Source organism: Litoreibacter albidus (genome assembly GCF_900107015.1).
Taxonomy (GTDB): Bacteria; Pseudomonadota; Alphaproteobacteria; order Rhodobacterales; family Rhodobacteraceae; genus Litoreibacter; species Litoreibacter albidus.
The window spans coordinates 162833-180409 of record NZ_FNOI01000002.1 but is presented as its reverse complement, the minus strand read 5'-3'; the positions used below and the strand labels follow the sequence as shown (position 1 = coordinate 180409).

Genomic DNA, 17577 nt, shown 5'->3' with positions numbered 1-17577 from the left:
ATGAAAACTATCAATATCGGCGCGCTCAAGTGCAGCAACGACTTGCCCCTGACCGTGATCGCGGGGCCCTGCCAGTTGGAAAGTCTGGACCACGCATTGATGATCGCGGAAGCGATGGCCAAGGCCTGCGCGGATGCAGGGGCGGGCTACGTGTTTAAAGCCAGCTACGATAAGGCCAACCGGACGTCGGTGTCCGGTATGCGCGGTTTGGGGCTGGACGAGGGCTTGCGCATTATGGACGAGGTGCGCGCCGAAATTGGCTGCCCGACACTGACAGACGTTCATTCACCTGATCACTGCGCCGCCGTCGCGAACGCGGTTGATGTCATTCAAATTCCCGCGTTCCTGAGCCGTCAAACCGACCTGCTGGTCGCGGCGGGTGAAACAGGCGCTGTGGTGAACATCAAGAAGGGGCAGTTTCTGGCGCCATGGGACATGCCGAACGTGATTTCCAAAGTGGAAAGCACGGGCAACGAAAACATCATGCTGACGGAGCGCGGCGCGTCCTTCGGCTATAACACACTGGTTGCCGACTTCCGGTCGCTGCCGACGATGGCGAAAACCGGCTATCCGGTGATCATGGACGCAACCCATTCCGTGCAGCAGCCAGGCGGGCAGGGCGGCTCCTCCGGTGGGCAACGCGAATTTGCGCCGGTGATGGCGCGTGCTGCGGTATCGCTGGGCATTGCTGGCGTGTTTATCGAGACGCATGAAGAACCCGACCGCGCACCGTCTGACGGGCCGAACATGATTCCGCTGCATCAGATGCCGGACCTCATGAAGAGCCTGATGGAGTTTGACGCACTGGCCAAGGCCAACCCCTGCCGCGTTTAGGCTAAGCGACTTGTCCGGCAGCCCAGCCGGACGACCACGCCCATTGGAAATTGTACCCGCCCAGCCAGCCGGTCACATCGACGACTTCACCGATAAAATAGAGGCCGGGCGCATCTTTTGCCTCCATCGTTTTGGCGTTCAAAGCGTCGGTGTTGATGCCGCCCAAGGTGACCTCCGCCGTGCGGTACCCCTCAGAACCCACTGGCTTGATGATCCAAGTGTGAACACGCTCGGCGAGGGCGTCTAGGGACGCGTTGTTCTGGTCAGCCAGATTGCCGCTATGGCCGGTTTCTGCGACGACCACAGCTGCAAGCTTTTCAGGGATGATCCGCGCCAAGGCGTTCTTGATTGAAATGCGGCCAGCCTCCGCGCGCAGCGATTTCAGTTCCGCTGCGACATCGCGCGTCGCGGCCAAGTTGACTGCCAGCGTGCGGCCTTCCGTCCAGTACGACGAGATTTGCAAAATCGACGGGCCGGACAGACCGCGGTGCGTGAACAAAAGCCCCTCGTTAAAGCTCGCCCCGTCGCAGGCCACATTCGCCTGCACGGAGGTGCCAGCAAGCGCACGGGTCTGCGCCAGTTCCTGCTCGGCAAAGGTGAGCGGCACAAGCGCTGGCCGCGTCTCAACGATCGGGAGCCCGAAGCTCTCCGCCACGTGATAGCCAAAGCCGGTGGCGCCCATCCTGGGGATGGACTTGCCCCCCGTTGCGATCACGACGCTCTCGCAACGGATCGCCCCCAGCGAGGTGTCGACGCTGTAACCGCCAGCGGCCCGCGTCACGCCGTCGACCGTGGTGCCTAGTTTTACGGTTACACCCGCGTCCTGCATGTGTCCCGCCAGCATCGCGATGATATCTTTCGCGGAAGTGTCACAGAACAACTGCCCCAGCGTCTTTTCGTGCCACGGGATTCCCGCGGCATCGACCATCGCGATGAAGTCCCACTGGGTGTACCGCTTCAGTGCCGAGAGCGCGAAGCGGGGGTTTTGCGAGAGGAAGCGGTCGGGCTGGATGTCGAGGTTGGTAAAATTGCAGCGCCCGCCTCCGGATATGCGTATCTTTTCGCCGGCAGACTTGGCGTGATCCAGCAGCAGGACGGAGCGCCCGCGCCGCGCCGATTCGATCGCGCACATCATGCCCGCCGCGCCCGCGCCAATGATTACGACCTGTGCTTCCATGGGCTTGGACTTAAACCGCACTCTTCATTGTCACAAGGCGCGATTTTGGGGTTGCAGCATCCGGAAAGGCGCATTAAATCACAACTCGGTATTGGGATGTGGCCTAGCGGTAGGGCAACTGTTTTTGGTACAGTAGATCGTAGGTTCGAATCCTACCATCCCAGCCAACCTCCACTGTTCAGTAGAATAACGGGCCCGCGGGCCACGGGTGTACCTAAAGTGCCCCAAGGAATGCCCCAGCTCGGGCGAGTGCTCCCCCCGCTGTCTGCGGGAGGAACGGGTTTATATAATTTTACTTGGTGAAAGCAGGGCCTCAGCCCCGAAGCAGCAGCGCGAAGTCGACCCCATTCGCTCGAAAGTCACGATCGTCCTCAATGTTTTCCAGCTGCGTCCCGGCGACAAGGTGATCGGGGTTGATGCAGCGGCGATTGTTGCAGCGGTGGCGGACCACTTCTCCGGCTGGGGGTGATCTGCGGTTTCTTACGTAGAACACAAATCGATAGGCTCGATCTTGGTATCCCATGAAACGAACTTTCTTTGGGTGGATAGTGTCTGCAACGATGCACCCATTCGCATCAGTTTCGGCGTCGTTTAGGAGCCTTTCAACTAACCTAAGCGCCTCGTCGTGATACCCCACCAGAATACGGTCGTAGAAAACCCGCGAACGGGATTGATACTCGAAGAAATCAGTAGAGGGCATCATTGAACCTTTCCAAGTGTGGGCAACGTATCGGTGTCAGCTCCTACGATCTCGATGTCATCAAACTCACCCTCGATTTTCTTCGACTCCCCGTCCGGTCCAGTAACCTTGCCCTCATTCACGTAGTAGTCTGGATGAACCCAAATTGAGCGGGCGTAATCGACCCCACCCCACTTAACATTTGACCGCGTCCAGCCGAGCTCAGTCATCATGTGGCGCACTTGATTGGGGTTGCACTTCAGAGCTGAATGGCAAAGGCCGACCAAGTCCTCTTGCGATATTGCAAACACCTTTCGCGCTGCGAGAAGTTCCTCCAGTTGCTCAACAGTGACTTGTCGTGAAGCTCCTTGAATTTTCTTCATTATCGGAGACGTTAGTTGCGACACGTTAAGGGTTAGCGCATTGAATGAGTTGGGAAATCTCCGTTCCATCAGGCGCTCATAGAGCATTGCAATATTGCCATCATCCTCCATGAACGCCCTTAGCTGCCCAACGAGTTCGCCGAATTCCTCTGCATCCTCTCCTGACGCATGACCAGAGTGATCAAAATCGATGACGTAGTAGCGGCGTTCGTCGGCCTCTATCCAGATTGGCAGGTGGTTCGAAGTAAAAATGAAGCAGCAACACTGGGAAATGGCTTCTAGGTCTTTTCCTTTTGCCTCCGCCGCTGTCTCTTTCTCCGTCATGTAGGTTTTCAGCTTATTGCCTTGCGAAGAGTCCGGACGGAGTTGCAATTCCTCGCAGACCACAAACTTGGAAAGCAAGATCGGCAAATTGAACTTTGAGGTAAGACCGTCGACACTATTCAGTGTTTTCGAGTTCTTCTCCCCAAACAATTTGACGACCATCTGGCAAAGGGTACTCTTCCCTGTACCTTTCCTGCGAGAGTAGAAGAAAGGAGCCCACATTGGTTTGTCAGCCTCGTTCTGCAGGCACCACGCGAGCCAGTTCAGAAACATCACACGGTCTTCGCGTCTGGGAATTGCCTTGTTAAGAAACTGAGTCCAAATGCCAAAACCGTCTCCTTTCGGATTTGCTCTCCGGTAGGCTGGTTCTGTCCAAGTGTTAAGGGTCACGAGTCCGTCGCGCCATACATATGGCAGTTGCACATCTGGCTTGCACACACGTGAACCACTCCAAACGGGGATCGATTGTTCGCGATCGGTATGCTTCGCCTCAATTGCTTTAGAAAAAACAGCTGAGAGTAGCTCATTGGTCAACTTGATTTCAGGGAATTGCACTTCAAATCGAAGGATACAGATACGCTGAAGATCCGTTGAATTAAGAGATGTGTTCCATCGATCGACATCGAAATAGCGGTTCTCCCTTCTGACAAACCAGCTCGACACCGCCTTGCAGAGAGTTTCTCGATGAGCGAGCATTTCCGGAGATAGGAGTTCTTCCTTTTTCTTATTGGTTTTAGGGGTTTGCGAGGGGCGTCTCTCCTCAGTGGAAGAGGGCTGATTTCGTTCTTGGTCCGCCACAGCAGTGGGGTTTAGTGAGGTATTTTTCATAGTTTTCGACCTTCATTTGAGCAAAAAAATTGGTCCCAGAAACATTTCCGGGATCGCTGGAAGCGGCTATTTTTGCGCTGTACGTCAGCCTCAAGGTCTATTTGCACTCATCGTGCACAGGCTGTCGGTTCTTTATATCCCGATGTGAGCATCGGCATCCGGAGGCCATCCGAACGCGCGCCTTCTCTCACCCATTCGTAGCAATGTCAAATAGATCACCCCCAGCCGGAGAAGTGGTCCGCCACCGCTGCAACAATCGCCGCTGCATCAACCCCGATCACCTTGTCGCCGGGACGCAGCTGGAAAACATTGAGGACGATCGTGACTTTCGAGCGAATGGGGTCGACTTCGCGCTGCTGCTTCGGGGCTGAGGCCCTGCTTTCACCAAGTAAAATTATATAAACCCGTTCCTCCCGCAGACAGCGGGGGGAGCACTCGCCCGAGCTGGGGCATTCCTTGGGGCACTTTAGGTACACCCGTGGCCCGCGGGCCCGTTATTCTACTGAACAGTGGAGGTTGGCTGGGATGGTAGGAACCCCTGCGCCCCGATGAACCCGTTGGCCTTTTCTCTCGGGTGAGGGCAACTGGGGCAGTTTTTGGGGCGGTTGGCACTGCCCTCGGGGCAGCTCGGGTGCCTTTCGGTCGTCGGAGGAGCAGAGCGGCGAAGGGGGGCGGTGCGACGGGGGCGAGAGGGCTGTCACGGTGGCTCAATGATGGCTGTGCGACAAGGTGAACTCTATCATGCCTGCCCCAATGATAGCTCTCGGCAACTGCTGTCGGCGCGCAGGATAGACCAAATTACCGTTGTTCAACTATCGGATACTTCTGCTATCACCCTTGCAGAAGTATCCGATCTCACGGCTTCTCCGTTTCGACCGCCTTTAGAACCGTCTTGAGACGCCAAGACTAAGGGTCTGATAAGATAAGTTGAAATCTGTTGTCGAGATACCGCCAATTATCCCGGCCGGTAAGGTCTCTGCCTCCAACACGCTATAGGCGTATTCCCCGCGCCAAGACCAGCCTGTGGCACCGATCATTGCTTCGTAGCCTAATCCAGCGATCCAACCTGCGTGGGTTTGCTTCGACGATCCGGATTGTGCCCCCGTCGCAATAGACGTCGTTGTGTGCCCAACATCGGCAACCGTGCCGCCCACAAACCCGTAAAGAAGCCCGTTAGTGATTGGTTTACCTATCTTAGCTTTTACTGCCGCAAAGGACTTAATTTCCGTAGAACAACTAAAATTAGTATTAGGGCAGCTGGCGGCAGCATCTGCATTTGAGGTGTTATACTCAAGCTCTGCTCCATAGACCCAGCCGTTAGACGTCCAATTATAGCCCACGTGTACCCCAGCGGAACCACCAGAGGGGGCATTGCTTGTCGAGGCACCGTTGCCGAAGGTCCAGTCATCGTCTCCTCGCAAACCGGTAACCTGACCACCAACGTACCAACCAGACCAATCGGTTGCGGATTGTGCGTTTGCTACTTGTACGGTTGCGCAGGAAGCTGTCATGAAACAAGCCGCTGTAAGCGCGTTTTTAATCGAAACCATTGCTTTACTTTACTCCTAGTGAACCCTCAGGTTATCGCTCACTTTAACTTGAATTATCAATATAAATTCGCGCCTTGCAGGAACAGGGCGTCTCTACTTCGTGCCTATGCAGTGATTTGCGGCGCTCGTGATCCGATCGTAGGCGCATCAAGAAAACTGTTTCGAGTGAGCCTAAGGCCGCCATCTAAGGTTCGTTAAGGCCTGCCCGAGCTGGTCTGCTTCAGATTGTTTGCCCCCTCGGCGAAACTTTTCAAAAATGCACCAGGACGTACATCGTACGCGTTGCTGACTTTTGATAAAAAAAGCAAAGTGCACCCCCGGCAACTCCCTGAGGAACCGCCGAGGGCTTGGCTTACGCGGGCAACCGTATCTGATCAACGATGCCCCGCTTCTGCTCGTCAGAGATACCCGCTGAGTAGATCGAGTAGGTCAGCTGGTTCTCAGACCGCGCCGACTGATGGCCCACGAGGCTTGCGGTAAAGTGTTCGGGCACGCCCGTTCGCTCGCACTGCGTGATGAACCACTTGCGGGTGCCGTGGAAGACCAACCCGGGCCTTTCCAGTCCCAGCTTCTCTCTCAGGTGAGTGAACGCCTTGGTCACTTGGTTCACCGAGAGATGGGGGAAGAGAGGGCCCTCGGCTGGTAACCGACTGAGCACCTGATCCAGTTCCGAATGCAGCGGTACGAGTCTCTCACTGGCGTCGGTCTTTAGCGCCCTCAATCGGTTCGGTCTGACGTGGGCGAAGGTTCCGAGGTTGCCCTTCTGCTGAAGGTCTTCTCGGAGCAGCCCCGTCGCTTCCCCTGACCGCATCCCCGTGAGTAGGCACAGCTTCAGTAAGTCATGGATCGGGGTGTTCACCTCTCGCAGAAGAACCTTCACCTCAGCATCGGTCGGCACGGCGTAGGGGGCGGGTCTGACCTTGCCCTCGAACCTGATCGTGCGGAACGGGTTCTGAGTGAGATGCCCGTTGTAGACCGCCCAATCGAGGAAGTGGTTCACCTGCCCCCAGATACGCCTCTGAGTTCTCGGCGTGATCCAGTCCCTGCGATCGGTTGAGAACGCCAGGAGCGCATCCATCGGTTTGCCCTGCGTAGAGGGGGATTTGCCGATTAACCGCGAGAGACGGGGCAGCAGTGAGAGGAACAACCGCCCGTCTTCTCGTGTCAGGGTGTTGATCGGGCGATCAGGGAACTTGGTGCTGAACAGGTCGACCGAGTAGCGAACGCTCTTGTAGCCGCCGGGGCGCAACTCCTCCGCGCGGTGCCGCAGGTAAGCCCGTGAGAGGGCGAAGACGGTAGCAGCCGGTTGTCTACCCCGCGCGGGGAACGCAACTGCCCCTGAGGCGTCCAGAGTGGCCCGTAGGTTGGCGAGAGCGTCAGTGGTGGAGGTTGCCCATGCAGGATCAGAGAGGCGCACCTCCAGCCCCGAGCGGGCCTGCTCCACAGTTGCCTCGTAGCGGGTGTTGACCTCAGCGGCCCTGAGACCGGCTATCTTCGGGTCACTGGTCTTGAGGCTCTGCTTCAGGGCGGCGACGCCGAGAACGAGGGCGACGTCGGCGGGGTAGTTGCGGCGATAGAGCCACGTGTGCCCCTTGAGGTAGGCATAGCGAATACGATTAGACATGAGTCTTCCTTCCGGAGCCGTGCTCCAGTTTGAGTTGGTTGGACTGTGGGGATGGTTAGGGTTGGTGGACCGACTTGATCAGGTCCAACGGGGGTTCGCCGTAGGCCCCCGCGAGAGGGCCAGTCAGCGCAACACCGGTTACGCAGTCGTCCTCGATGGTGTGCACGAGGAAGAGGTGTTCAGGAACGTCGTCGAAGGCCCGAAGAACCACGGTGACGCCGGGCTCCAGCCCCTTCATCGCTTTCTCCAGTGACGGGCCGCGAACATCAGCAGCACGAAGACCGCCTCAAGTTCGCTCCGGGGGCGAAGGCGCAGGGACGATCGGGCGAGGGAAAATAGAAGTCGTAGTGGCATGAGTTACTCCATTGATTGCTTCTATTTTAGATGCATGAAGTTCCTCGGTTTTGAGGTGTTGGGCGGAAAGTGTGAATTCGCTGCGGGTGCAAAAATGCAGGCGGAATACCCGAAGCGAACATTGGCGGCGAAGGCGGTATTGTATATTTCAGACGCAAAATCTGAAAGACTGTGGCTCATCTTCATTGGCGGAACCCATTACCAAGATATCCCCTACCATCTTCGCGACGAACTACTGAACAGGGAGGTCTTCTACAGACTACGAGAAGCCTAAATTTTTATCGAACAAGGGAGGAAACACTACAACACCACACGACCTCATAGTGCTTTGGGTTGCCGCTCACTGGCTCCCGAAACCATCATCCCAATGGAACCTAGGCCAATCATGCACGAACATTCAAACGGGCCCCTTAGGTGGGGCGGATCAAGTTCTGAACTGCACAAGTATTGGGACTATGGTATCTGATACCAGATATGGGTAGCCCTTCTCTCGCACTCAGAAACTTAATTTTCCAGCGGTTTCTTGAACGTGGCTTTTACCCTCGTGAGTTGCCTACCATCTTCAGAAGATGTCAAGTTTGGATCAATACTCGCCTCCAAGCCCAAATACAGGAAACCGCAGGATGACTTCTCTGGTGAGACCGCGTTTCTTGACGGGTCCACCTTTCAAGGTGGCTACAGAACCTTCGGTGTCATCAACGCAGCTTCGTTTTGATCTCACTAAAACGGGCAATAGCGCGGCAGCAGCCAAGATCCGAGACGGAAAACAATTGAACATTGGGGGAAACGTCAGGTAATCGTACCCTAAACAGCAGACCACTTGGAAAGTGTCGGTGAAGGAGAGTATGATTATGGCAGTTTTGGGCGATCTATCCAGACTATTTGCTAAGAGCCGACCACGAAAAGATGGAAGTGCGGGTTATCTGCTGATCAAAAGACTGGGTGCAGGATTTTGGGCAGATGTAGATCTGGTTGTCGAACAACTTTTGGCAGCTGAAATTATGGGACGTCAACCAATCGTTCAATGGGGGCGTGAGGGACCTTACGCCAATGGGAATCAGGACTCCTTCAGCCTGTATTTTCAGCCTGTGTCGGACGCCATTTTAAGTGACACGCCAGCCTCCATTTATCCTGAAAATTGGACAATTGAAAACCTGCCGAACGATCTGCCTTTTCCAACTACCGGGCTGGTTGATCCGAAATATGGCATTTACCACATGTCCAGCGAGAAGCGCGATGTCCCCAAATGGCATCGGAAATTTCGCGCACTTCGGAGCCGTTCCGAAGAAGTCGTTGTCACATATTGTTGGGACAAACCTGAAAATATCATCGCCGCTTTGCCGCGGGATGACACGCGCTCACGTTTCAGCATGCAGGAACTGCGTGCATGGATGATGCACGAAAGAATACATCTGCAACCCCATCTCAAGGATCGTGTCGATCGGTTCTATTGCGACCGACTTGCAGGTCGAGAAGTAATGGCCGTTCATATGCGGGGGTCCGACAAGGTGGTCGAGAACAAAGCACTCTTCGACCAGAATGAGATCGCGTTCGAGGCCGCTGGCACTTGGCTGAAAGGCGGCGCGGACCGTAGCATCTTCTTGCTTACAGATTCTCAAAACTACGTCGAGCGCTGGCAAAATGCCTTTTCCGAAGATCGCATTATCCTTCAGGATTGTTTCCGTACCAACGCGATGACACCCAATTTTCTCGATGAAGGGTCTGACGGGCATGCCAACGGCCAAGAGATCATTCTCGATACCTATGTGGCGGCCCGCTGTGACTCCTTCGTAGGTAATTCGAGTTCAAACGTCGCGAAATACGTCGCCGCGATTGGCAATTTCACACCTCAGACTCTACTTTGGGTGGATCGCGCGTAATTCGGTTACTCCTAACAGCCCTAAAACTAATCGATAATTCGCTGTCGGAGCGAACGACTGGTTCGTCGGACCGCTCAGCAGAATCTTGGCCACATATTCAATGTCAGCAATGGGCCGTTCTACCCCCCCCGACAGCGTGCGCTCACCATTGGAAGAGACCGAGGGCAAGGGTGGCGGCTGGGATGTTGCTGCGGGTGACGGTCGTAGCGGTATGAACGAGCCCACTTCGAGACGTCGCGCACAGCCACCCGTGGCACCCGAAAGGCCCCAAAAACTGCCCCAGTTGCCCTCAACCGAGAGAAAAGGCCAACGGGTTCATCGGGGTGCAGGGGTTCCTACCATCCCAGCCAACCTCCACTGTTCAGTAGAATAACGGGCCCGCGGGCCACGGGTGTACCTAAAGTGCCCCAAGGAATGCCCCAGCTCGGGCGAGTGCTGAGGGAGCATCGTAGGTCTGACCGATCGCGCTCCCCTATCTATTGGTTCGAGGCCGTCTCCTGTGTCTGAGAAGGGCGGCTGAGTTGATAGGTATGAGTAATGGAATAGGGGGTGTGCGGGGGAGAGGTGCTAACCCCCACCCCTTCACCCAGATAGGACATCCTCTCCTCGAACACCCGCTTAGGGCCTCATACCCCGGCGACCGCTCCAACCTACGGATATCGACGTAGTCGCCCAGCAACGCAGGAGTACTAGTCTTTACCTGATCGTAGCCCAGATAGTTCTGAGCGAGGGCCACGTCGCGACCGAGAACCTCCCTGACGGCGTCGGTCATCGCCATTCGGGCGGAAAGCGGAAGTTCGCTGCAAACGCATTAGAGCCCTTGGCCATCGTAAGAGCGTACTTTGAAGACGTGGTGCTGATGGTCACATTTTGTGCAAGCCGCGACGTGACCGCCGAGGGCTGCCGTGCGGCAATTCTCAATCGCCGACATCACCTTCAGTTGTGGCAGGTTCAGGTGCCCTGCTTGTTCACGACGATAGGCACCGCCATGGGCACGGAAGATGTCCGCGACCTCCGGTTTTGAGCGTCCCATCGCAGCGGAAATGGGTCACATGACCCACATCTTTCGGTTATTCTGAAATGGGGATTAAGCAGCAGGGTAGATACAAAATCCGCTCACGACAACTCATGGTAAAGCCAACAAATAGCCTCCTTAGACATTTTGACTGTCTTCTAGGGCGTCAACTAGATCTAAAAATAGAGAGTCATTTTTGTCTGAATAATTTGACAACCTATTGAACGAAACCTGAAGGACATCTTTCAGTTCAATTAGTAATTCTAGCAACCCCAAATCTAGCTTAACATTTTGAAATTTCAGCTTAGCAGTGAGCTTCGATCCATCGCATGCTAGCCTACTTCCATCTGGCAATGTGTAGGAGGTTTTAGTTGAATTTATGCGTGCAGTCATAGCTGCGCCAAAAAGGTTCAGCAGCTCAACATAGACTAAGTAATCTGATTTGGGTTTTGCATCCTCACTACACAGTCTAGCCGCCTCATCTCTAAGATGAATCCGCCCCAAATCATAAGGATCAGGTTCAGCGCCAGCAACTGTACTAATATAAAGCTTCATTAACGTCCTCCAAACATAGGATACATGGTTATGACGCTGTCATCTACAGTATCGACAACAACCTTATAATTTGCTCGCAGCCCGTTAATCGTCATTCGACGCTCAAACGTCTGAACGCGACTAGTAGGAGGCGTTTGCCTCACACCTTTTTGCACGATTTCGTCTGTCGCTGCCTGCAACTGCTCCCGTGTGGTCCCTGGTGCAAACAAATCTGCCTCACCGTCTGGTGGCATGTGGCGTTTCTGAATATGTTCCCACCACTTTCTGGAGCTTCCATCCAGAATACGTGGATTGCCTACTTTGCGCACAATCCGAATGTTCCCACCGTTCATCCCCAACGTGTTCGGATCAATCTCAACCTTATATTGGTTCACGCGTGGCGAATGCGAGCAATGCCGTCGGCACCAGCACGGGTCGCGGCTTCGATCTCATCATGCAGGCCTTTGCCGATTTTGGCGAGGGCTGTGATGGCCTTCCCGAAGGCCTCAAGAATATCGGCCAAAACACCAAGGCTTTTGGCCTTCACCGCCAAGCCGCGCAGTTTAACGATAAACGTCGCAAACCGCCCCGCCAGAAGCGCCACGCCGGCCCCCGTTAGGGCCGCGATGACGGCCAAAACAATCTCGATCAGCACCTCGGGCAGAATAAAGCCGGTGACGACGCCCACCATCTCGGACCAGAAGTTCGGCACCATATTCATCGCCACCGACATGATGACGTGGAAGGTGTTCTCGAAGGCCGAGGTTTCGCTGGCGATGAGCACCATGCGCTCGATCCAGTCTTGGCCGTTGTCGATCAACTGCGCGAAGAGACTGCCCAAATTGCTGGATATGGCTTCACAACAGTCACTCTGAGACAGAGACCGCGTAGATGTCGCCGGTCCACCGCCAGTTCAAGTTGGATGTGTTTGTCTCAAGGCGGAGTGAAACCCGACGCCCTGTCGGAGCATTTTCGGGCGTCTAGAAGTCAAATTGGACTCGCTTCACACCAGCGCTAAGATCCACATCTTTTGGATTTTTGGCAGGTTGTAAGCCTGCAATAAAACTTGATATATTTTCCGCAACCACTGTATAGGCCGTTGGGCTATTCTCACCGTCGGGGCATTCGTGATGCCAAAAAACGATCTGTTTGGTTTTGGCATCCAGCATGTACAAGTTACCAAGGCCATCTTCTGCAATCGGAACATACTTGCTTTCTAGCCGTCCATTGAGACGCTGAAAATTCTTCATTATTCCATGATCACCGTCAGACAACCCAAATAGGGTAAGTACAGATTGGAAGCCCGTTTTTGAAGTTAAAGGGCTTGGCATCAATGGCTTTATTTCTGTCGCCTTATCGAACATGACGGCTCTGTTCTCAGGCGCAATCAAACGAAGATATTCACTTGGAATTCGTACGTTGAGACGTGCCACTACCTGATCGAGGGGTAACAACAGGGCATCGTGATCTAACAGCGAAGGAATTAAAGCCACGTTACTTGATAGTGCCATCTCACAAACCTCCTCGCATATCTGATGCCGACCCAATGTGCGGAATATTGCCATGGAGTTTGCTTGGTATCGATTGGTTTACGGTATCACTCAGATGGTGGGGTGTCAGTCCCGCGTTGCTCAAATATTGCCGTGCAGCCTCGTTAGATGACAAGCCCTTGGCGGTCTTGACTTGTTCATAAACCCGAGAGAAATCAACGTCACTTCTGTTCAAAACACCCGGTTCAAACTCGATCTCACCCTTGGACTATTTGCTAAAGTCCGGTCGTCCATTCCGAAACGGAACGCCATCTTCACCATGTACTGATTTGGCGCCCTTTTTGTTAGGATACCACGCCGCCATTGCCGAGCTTACCTCTGCAATGGCGGCGTCATATACCTTCGCTGCTCAACAAACCATCACGAAGCTGTCCTAGCATCACATCATCTTCGCTAGCTCCCTTTTGAAGAGTTTCCACACTGCTCGCCAAGATATCTCTCAAGTCGTGAATTGCCTCATCTAAGCTCTGCGTCAAATTAAGGTCTGGAAACTCAAGCACCGCCAAATCCCCTTTCCCATCAAACGTAACCTTGCTCCCGCTGGGAAGGACATACGGGTTAATCGTCTTGTTGATTTTCGCCGAGACTGCCTGATCAACCAAAACACTTAATTCTACATAAACCATGTAGCATTTTCGATTGGGCTGGGGAGTGCTTCGTCTACTAGTCAGCGGACAAGTGAGAAGGAGTTCTCCAATATCAAAGCCAGATGCTGGCGGCGGATCTTCAATGCGGACTTCAAATGTCATGATTAGCCTCCAAGAACAGGGAATATTGTAACAACGGAATCATCGACTGTATCAACTACGACACGATAGTTTGCCCGCAACCCGTTAATGATCATCCTTCTTTCAAAAACCTGAACCGGTCGTGTTGGTGAAGAAGTTCTTACACCCTTCTGAACAATTTCATCCGATGCTTGCTGTAACTGCTCTCTTGTAGTTCCTGGAGCGAACAAATCTGCTTCACCGTCTGGAGGCATATGACGTTTCTGAATATGTTCCCATCCCTTTTTCGCATTACCATCCAGAATACGCGGATTTCCGACCTTCCGCACAATCCGAATGTTCCCGCCATTCATCCCAAGCGTATTCGGATCAACCTCCACCTTATACTGGTTCAACCGCCGCCGAATGCGCGCCACACCGTCGGCCCCAGCACGAGTGGCCGCTTCTAGTTCATCGTGCAGACCTTTGCCAATTTTGGCCAATGCGGCGATGGCTTTGCGGAACGCGTCGAGGATATCGGCCAGCACACCGAGGCTTGCCGCCTTCCTAGCCATGCCCCGCAGCTTGCCGATGAACGCAACAAACCGCCCCGACAGAAGCGCCACGCCGGCCCCCGTTAGGGCCGCGATGACGGCCAAAACGATCTCGATCAGCACCTCGGGCAAGATGAAACCTGTGACCACGCCAACCATCTCGGACCAGAAGTTCGGCACCATGTTCATGGCCACCGACATGATGACGTGGAAGACGTTCTCGAAGGCCGAGGTCTCGCTGGCGATGAGTACCATGCGCTCGATCCAGTCTTGGCCGTTGTCGATCAACTGCGCGAAGAGACTGCCCAAATCGCCCGGCAAGTCGCGCAAAGTGTCGAGCGCGGCCTCCATCAGGTCTACGGTGCCAGACGCCAGATTGCGCATCGCCGCCATGATGGTGTCGATATAATCGGACAGGTCATCGATGCCATCGATAAGGTCCGAGACGGCCTCAAAAGCGGTTTCGCCCAGTGATGTGCCGAAGACATAGACCGCGCCGAGGGGACCGCCCCATTTTATTAGGTTTTGTTCCATGGGCGTTTGGCGCGCGACATATGCATCAAAAGCCTCGCCCGCGTCTTCGGCCAGACCTTTTGCGCTTTGGTAGGCCGAGATCGCTTTTTCGCTGACCCCTCCCCAAAAACTGGCTTCGCCTTCGTACCACGACGACAGACCTTTGCCGATTCCGCGCAATCGGGCCTCTGGGATGGACAGGAGGCCTTTGGCCTCCCATTCGGCCACGTAAGGTTGCAGCTTCGTAAGGGCATCATCCCGAAATGCCGTAAGTGCCGCGCCAAGGTCATCCATGCCGCTGTCGGCCTCGCCGCCCGCTCCTTGCGCCACGAGCGACACGTCCGTGATCCCATGAGCCACTTCAATGAGCGGCGTGGTTCCCATCGTCATAAGCGGCGCAGTTGGCGCATCGCCGTCCCTTTGGCCATGGGCAGCTAGCGGTTCGGTTCGGATCGCCCCGTCAACCACCACGCCGGTTGAATCCTCGACCTTTACACAGGCGTCGGTTAGCGGTGTATTCCAAGCGTCCACATAGCAGGCCTCGACCATGATTTGCCCCGAACAAGGCAACAGATACGGTCCATCTCGCCTTGCGACACGGGCGCACCCGCTTGGGCTTGTGCCGCTACCGTGCTGGGGCTGGGCGTCCTTAGGTTGCCATCGGCCATCTAGATCACCCCTGCGCTATGCAGCGCATCCATACGGCTTTGCATTTGAACCAACTTGGCGTCTTCGCCCAATCCCGAGCGACAGATGTTATAAAGATTGCCGTTAGGATCGCGCCGCTCAAACAGGTCGCCATAAAACAGCTGCCAACTGGCAAGCACATGGATGTTGCGCACTTGGCGTATGCCATAAGCGCCCATACGCACGGCAACCCGCCCAACATTGTCGATCAACTGGCCTTGTGGCACGTCTTCGGTTTGATCTGGAAAGCACTTACGCAAAGCGGTTGCGATATCGGCACGTCGCCGACGTTCTTCGCCTTGGATCAGTGCACGCTCCTGCGCAGGCGTCAACTTGTAGCCTGTCTCGGCAGAAGTCTCAGGCGCACGGTGAACCGTCGAGACATCTTGCGTGCCACAACAGATTACTGCGTCAACTACTTTGCCGTTTGAATTGTGAAAGAACGGCGGGCTGCCGAGGGCATCTGAGCCACCGACACCGAGATACGCTCGCGCCACGTGCGGTTCCCAATAGCGGAAATACACCGACTCGCCAGAACTGTTTTGAACCTTGGTAAACTTCCGAAAGTGCTGCCATAAAATGTCGAGGCTTTGGGAAGATCGAAGAAAGATACCAGCCTCATTATCCCAAAGATTCCAAGGTGCATCGCCTTGGGTGAAGAGGTTTTGGGTCAATCGGTTCTCAGCCTCAAGGCGCACAATCCAAGGAGCCACGTCGCCAAGCTGATCAAACGTATCGCCCTTATAGAAGCATCGGTGCTCTAGTCCTGACGTGGCGAGAAGCTCGGGCAGTCCCACCACTTTGGCAGCGTCAAGAATTGCGTAAGTGAATAGTTGGGTTGTTTCGGTGATTTCGCTCAGCATGCCAAAAAGCGGCTTCTTTAATGCGTCTGGTACAAATACCTCTGAACCTTGCCCGAATTGAGCGCGTAATGGCGTAACATCAAGTGGCTCATGACGCGAAAGCCCATAGGATGCGTCAATGCTCGGAGTATTGGCTCCGAGCCCAGTGGTCCAAACGTCAAAATCACTTGTATTCACTCAAAAAATCGCCAGAAAGTGCTAAAATTAAGTCCAGCCTTCCGCCTTTCATTGAGTATCTTCAATGGAGGAATGCCTTACCTTAGGTGCGATTTTTTTATGACCAAAGCGCATATCACAGCCATTGAATTAGCAATGTCACCGCCCTCTCTCAATATGAAGAGATGATGGGGCAATATGACGGCATAGTTGCTTTGTCCGCGCACCTGCCATCGAATCTTCAGCATGCTGCACTCCCTTGCCAATGCCTGCTTCGGGGAAGCCGCGGTGCGGCGCAGTTACACTCGGCCAACGGCAGCAATGGGCCGTTTGGGGCAGAGCCTTCTAAACGCCTATAAGAGGGGCAAGACATTCCGCAACACCCCGATATAGTTGCACCTAACTTAAACAAACTAGGGTGATGCCTTGACGTCGCTGAGTGACGAAGATTTGCCTCAACTACAGCAAGAAGTCCAACGATTGCTGGGCCGATGTATGTTGCGATTGCAACAGTATGAACGGTTGATCAAGGTTTTGGTGGCGCATCATAGCCTCTCAGGACCGATTCATGACTTGGAGCAGATTCGCACCGCACGAATTGATGGCGCGGCCCGCAAGACGCTTGGCTCTCTAGTTGGCGAGCTCATCGGATCATATGTTGTGGCCGATGAAATTAGACCACCCGAAGACGCGATGATCGAGTCACCCGAAACCCCCGACGGGTTCGCCATACATATGGCGGTTCACCTTCCGGTCGCGGACTTCGCGCGGGTCGAGTGTGAACTGAAGGAACTGGTCGATCTTAGGAATAATCTGGTTCATCACTTCATCGACCAGCATAACATCGGGAGTGTAGATGGATGCCGTGGAGCGCAAGATGCCTTGGTGACAGCTTACAGTCGCATCGACCAACACCTAGCGCAGCTTCAGGATTGGGCTGAAGATATGCAAAAAGTACGCCAGGCGGTGGCAGAAGCTATGCAGTCGCAAGCCGTCATAGACTGTTTTATTAATGGGATTTCTTCCGATGGGACCGTAAACTGGTTTGCCGCAGGTATAGTGAGCGCTTTGCGGGAGGCGTTCGAGGCTTTGGTTCGCGATGGATGGGCACCGCTGGCCGAGGCTGAAAAATGGATCACCGAGCGGCATCCCGAGCAACTGCCTACCAAGTATGGATGCCAAAGTTGGCGGCAGGTCGTGCATAAGGCGCCGGACCTGGAACTCCGGTATTTTGTGATTGATGGAGAACGCTCTGCCTTCTACCGACCACAAACGCCCCCACCGAAGTTGCGTTGAAACATTCGCCTCTAATGGTAACATGCCTCACCTCATGGCAGTTCGTAGTTAGCCGCACCGCAGAAAATA

Annotated in this window: 17 protein-coding genes, 1 tRNA gene and 2 pseudogenes; 6 read left to right on the top strand and 14 right to left on the bottom strand. The window is 54.6% G+C overall.

Annotation, left to right across the window (positions count from 1 at the left end):
- Positions 1–834 (top strand): 3-deoxy-8-phosphooctulonate synthase, encoded by an 834-nt coding sequence (gene kdsA / locus BLW66_RS05865; protein WP_089946017.1) that lies wholly within the window; start codon positions 1–3, stop codon positions 832–834.
- Position 835: 1 nt separating this feature from the next.
- Here the strand turns inward: kdsA and BLW66_RS05860 are convergent, their stop codons facing one another.
- Positions 836–2011 (bottom strand): BaiN/RdsA family NAD(P)/FAD-dependent oxidoreductase, encoded by a 1176-nt coding sequence (locus tag BLW66_RS05860; protein ID WP_089946015.1) that lies wholly within the window; start codon positions 2009–2011, stop codon positions 836–838.
- 92 nt (positions 2012–2103) lie between these two features.
- On the opposite strand from BLW66_RS05860, the gene BLW66_RS05855 reads away from it, so the two are divergent.
- Positions 2104–2178: transfer RNA gene (locus BLW66_RS05855), tRNA-Gln, on the top strand.
- A 146-nt stretch (positions 2179–2324) separates the two neighbouring features.
- Here the strand turns inward: BLW66_RS05855 and BLW66_RS18270 are convergent.
- Positions 2325–2534, bottom strand: coding sequence for an HNH endonuclease (locus BLW66_RS18270; protein WP_089946700.1), 210 nt, complete (start codon positions 2532–2534; stop codon positions 2325–2327).
- Positions 2535–2710: 176 nt separating this feature from the next.
- Entirely contained in the window at positions 2711–4225 is a 1515-nt protein-coding gene (locus BLW66_RS05845) for a primase-helicase family protein (protein ID WP_139254528.1), read from the bottom strand.
- A 203-nt stretch (positions 4226–4428) separates the two neighbouring features.
- On the opposite strand from BLW66_RS05845, the gene BLW66_RS18180 reads away from it, so the two are divergent.
- Positions 4429–4596 carry an HNH endonuclease gene (locus BLW66_RS18180; protein WP_089946011.1) on the top strand — a complete coding sequence of 56 codons (168 nt, stop codon included), beginning with the start codon at positions 4429–4431 and terminating at the stop codon, positions 4594–4596.
- 510 nt (positions 4597–5106) lie between these two features.
- Here BLW66_RS18180 and BLW66_RS05835 read toward each other — a convergent pair.
- The 3 genes from BLW66_RS05835 to BLW66_RS05825 all read right to left on the bottom strand — a co-directional run bounded on the left by BLW66_RS05835 (position 5107) and on the right by BLW66_RS05825 (position 7637).
- On the bottom strand, positions 5107–5775 hold the full coding sequence (locus BLW66_RS05835) for an outer membrane protein (RefSeq protein WP_089946009.1): 669 nt from the start codon (positions 5773–5775) through the stop codon (positions 5107–5109).
- 352 nt (positions 5776–6127) lie between these two features.
- A complete protein-coding gene (locus BLW66_RS05830; RefSeq protein ID WP_089946007.1) occupies positions 6128–7399 on the bottom strand; it encodes a DUF6538 domain-containing protein in 1272 nt (423 codons plus the stop codon).
- Positions 7400–7454: 55 nt separating this feature from the next.
- Entirely contained in the window at positions 7455–7637 is a 183-nt protein-coding gene (locus BLW66_RS05825) for a hypothetical protein (protein WP_089946005.1), read from the bottom strand.
- A gap of 336 nt (positions 7638–7973) precedes the next feature.
- On the opposite strand from BLW66_RS05825, the pseudogene BLW66_RS18065 reads away from it, so the two are divergent.
- Both BLW66_RS18065 and BLW66_RS05815 read left to right on the top strand, forming a co-directional pair.
- A pseudogene (locus BLW66_RS18065) lies at positions 7974–8219 on the top strand (integrase core domain-containing protein); the annotation flags it as partial.
- Positions 8220–8604: 385 nt separating this feature from the next.
- Entirely contained in the window at positions 8605–9633 is a 1029-nt protein-coding gene (locus BLW66_RS05815) for an O-fucosyltransferase family protein (RefSeq protein WP_073146410.1), read from the top strand.
- Positions 9634–10486: 853 nt separating this feature from the next.
- Here BLW66_RS05815 and BLW66_RS05810 read toward each other — a convergent pair.
- The 8 genes and pseudogenes from BLW66_RS05810 to BLW66_RS05775 form a co-directional block, all read right to left on the bottom strand.
- Positions 10487–10666 (bottom strand): annotated as a pseudogene (locus BLW66_RS05810) (transposase zinc-binding domain-containing protein); the annotation flags it as partial.
- Between the two features lie 120 nt (positions 10667–10786).
- Complete coding sequence (locus tag BLW66_RS05805; protein ID WP_089945999.1) at positions 10787–11203, bottom strand: hypothetical protein; 417 nt, start codon at positions 11201–11203, stop codon at positions 10787–10789.
- Positions 11203–11577: a hypothetical protein gene (locus tag BLW66_RS17860; protein WP_170833407.1), complete on the bottom strand. Its 375-nt coding sequence runs from the start codon at positions 11575–11577 to the stop codon at positions 11203–11205. The genes BLW66_RS05805 and BLW66_RS17860 overlap by 1 nt, the downstream gene beginning before the upstream one ends.
- Complete coding sequence (locus BLW66_RS05795; protein ID WP_089945995.1) at positions 11574–12023, bottom strand: hypothetical protein; 450 nt, start codon at positions 12021–12023, stop codon at positions 11574–11576. Before BLW66_RS05795 ends, BLW66_RS17860 begins: the two co-directional genes overlap by 4 nt.
- A gap of 139 nt (positions 12024–12162) precedes the next feature.
- The gene (locus BLW66_RS05790) at positions 12163–12693 is read right to left on the bottom strand and encodes an SMI1/KNR4 family protein (protein WP_170833406.1); all 531 of its coding nucleotides are present in this window, start codon (positions 12691–12693) and stop codon (positions 12163–12165) included.
- Positions 12694–13064: 371 nt separating this feature from the next.
- Entirely contained in the window at positions 13065–13481 is a 417-nt protein-coding gene (locus BLW66_RS05785) for a hypothetical protein (RefSeq protein ID WP_139254527.1), read from the bottom strand.
- Positions 13482–13483: 2 nt separating this feature from the next.
- A complete protein-coding gene (locus tag BLW66_RS18015; protein WP_211664261.1) occupies positions 13484–15055 on the bottom strand; it encodes a hypothetical protein in 1572 nt (523 codons plus the stop codon).
- 119 nt (positions 15056–15174) lie between these two features.
- The gene (locus tag BLW66_RS05775) at positions 15175–16233 is read right to left on the bottom strand and encodes a DUF4123 domain-containing protein (protein ID WP_139254526.1); all 1059 of its coding nucleotides are present in this window, start codon (positions 16231–16233) and stop codon (positions 15175–15177) included.
- Positions 16234–16638: 405 nt separating this feature from the next.
- On the opposite strand from BLW66_RS05775, the gene BLW66_RS05770 reads away from it, so the two are divergent.
- A complete protein-coding gene (locus tag BLW66_RS05770) occupies positions 16639–17508 on the top strand; it encodes an OST-HTH/LOTUS domain-containing protein (RefSeq protein ID WP_244508564.1) in 870 nt (289 codons plus the stop codon).
- The last annotated feature ends 69 nt before the right edge of the window (positions 17509–17577 follow it).

Coding starts and splice junctions, on each gene's coding strand:
- kdsA (WP_089946017.1), top strand. CDS start 1: ATGAAAACTATCAATATCGGCGCGCTCAAGTGCAGCAACGACTTGCCC.
- BLW66_RS18270 (WP_089946700.1), bottom strand. CDS start 2,534: ATGGGATACCAAGATCGAGCCTATCGATTTGTGTTCTACGTAAGAAAC.
- BLW66_RS18015 (WP_211664261.1), bottom strand. CDS start 15,055: ATGGTCGAGGCCTGCTATGTGGACGCTTGGAATACACCGCTAACCGAC.
- BLW66_RS05860 (WP_089946015.1), bottom strand. CDS start 2,011: ATGGAAGCACAGGTCGTAATCATTGGCGCGGGCGCGGCGGGCATGATG.
- BLW66_RS05785 (WP_139254527.1), bottom strand. CDS start 13,481: ATGACATTTGAAGTCCGCATTGAAGATCCGCCGCCAGCATCTGGCTTT.
- BLW66_RS05835 (WP_089946009.1), bottom strand. CDS start 5,775: ATGGTTTCGATTAAAAACGCGCTTACAGCGGCTTGTTTCATGACAGCT.
- BLW66_RS05845 (WP_139254528.1), bottom strand. CDS start 4,225: ATGAAAAATACCTCACTAAACCCCACTGCTGTGGCGGACCAAGAACGA.
- BLW66_RS05790 (WP_170833406.1), bottom strand. CDS start 12,693: ATGGCACTATCAAGTAACGTGGCTTTAATTCCTTCGCTGTTAGATCAC.
- BLW66_RS05830 (WP_089946007.1), bottom strand. CDS start 7,399: ATGTCTAATCGTATTCGCTATGCCTACCTCAAGGGGCACACGTGGCTC.
- BLW66_RS05805 (WP_089945999.1), bottom strand. CDS start 11,203: ATGAAGCTTTATATTAGTACAGTTGCTGGCGCTGAACCTGATCCTTAT.
- BLW66_RS18180 (WP_089946011.1), top strand. CDS start 4,429: ATGTCAAATAGATCACCCCCAGCCGGAGAAGTGGTCCGCCACCGCTGC.
- BLW66_RS05825 (WP_089946005.1), bottom strand. CDS start 7,637: ATGAAGGGGCTGGAGCCCGGCGTCACCGTGGTTCTTCGGGCCTTCGAC.
- BLW66_RS05815 (WP_073146410.1), top strand. CDS start 8,605: ATGGCAGTTTTGGGCGATCTATCCAGACTATTTGCTAAGAGCCGACCA.